Source organism: Thiohalophilus sp. (assembly GCF_031581315.1).
Classification (GTDB): Bacteria; Pseudomonadota; Gammaproteobacteria; order UBA6429; family Thiohalophilaceae; genus Thiohalophilus.
In genome coordinates this window covers 15,282-16,362 of sequence record NZ_JAVLAZ010000030.1, presented here as the reverse complement: position 1 = coordinate 16,362, position 1,081 = coordinate 15,282, and the positions used below count along the sequence as shown (strand labels likewise).

General features: G+C 59.6%; 1 protein-coding gene. It reads left to right on the top strand.

Features of this window, described 5'->3' with window-relative positions; genetic code table 11:
* Window positions 1-972, top strand: a 972-nt coding sequence (locus RI563_RS06240; protein ID WP_310693504.1) for an NADP(H)-dependent aldo-keto reductase, incomplete at its 5' end; no start/stop codon positions are given.
* Window positions 973-1,081 lie beyond the last annotated feature (109 nt).

Genomic DNA, 1,081 nt, shown 5'->3' with positions numbered 1-1,081 from the left:
GAGCAGAACACACCTGCCGAGGCGTTCGAGCAGATCGAGTATGCCCTGGAGCAGGGAGTGAATTTTATCGACACCGCCGAATTGTATTCGATTCCGCCACAGGCGAAGACCTATGGACGGACCGAAGAGATCATCGGTGAGTGGTTACAAAAAAGCGGCCGGCGTAACGAGATCGTGCTGGCCAGCAAGATCGCCGGCCCCGGCGAGAGCTGGATCCCGCATATCCGCGGCGGCAAGACCCGTTATAACCGCCAGTATATCCGCCAGGCGGTGGACGCCAGTCTGCAGCGCCTGCAGACCGATTATCTCGATCTCTATCAGTTGCACTGGCCCGAGCGTCAGACCAACTTTTTCGGTCAGCTCGGCTACCAGCACCAGTTCGATGAAGACTTCACGCCGTTGCTGGAAACCCTCGAGGCCCTGGAAGAGCAGCGTCAGGCCGGCAAGATTCGCCATGTGGGCCTGTCCAATGAAACGCCCTGGGGCGTTATGCGCTTTTTACAGCTGGCCGAACAGCACGATCTGCCCCGAATGCTCTCGGTCCAGAACCCTTACAGCCTGTTAAACCGCAGTTATGAAGTGGGTCTGGCGGAAATCGCCTGTCGCGAGCACTGCGGCCTGCTGGCCTATTCGCCGCTGGGCTTCGGGGTACTCTCCGGCAAATATCTGGGCGGCCAGAAACCGGCCGGGGCGCGCCTGACCCGCTATCCGGATTACAACCGCTACAGCAATCCGCAGGCAATCGCCGCCACCGAGCAGTACGTGGCGCTGGCCCACAAGCACAACCTGGACCCGGCACAAATGGCGCTCGCGTATATTAACAGCCGGCCGTTTCTGACCAGCAATATTGTCGGCGCCACCGACATGGGCCAGCTGCGCAGCAACATCGCCAGTATCGATCTGATCCTGTCCGACGAAGTGCTCGCCGGAATCGAGGCGATTCACCAGCAATATCCCAACCCCAGTCCTTGAATCAGGGACTAGGGGCTAGGGGCTAGGCGTAGGTCAGGTTGCGCGCAGCGATACCTGACATTCTCTAATCGGCAGGATGTAAAAACGCAGAGTTCGCGGAGGCGCAGAG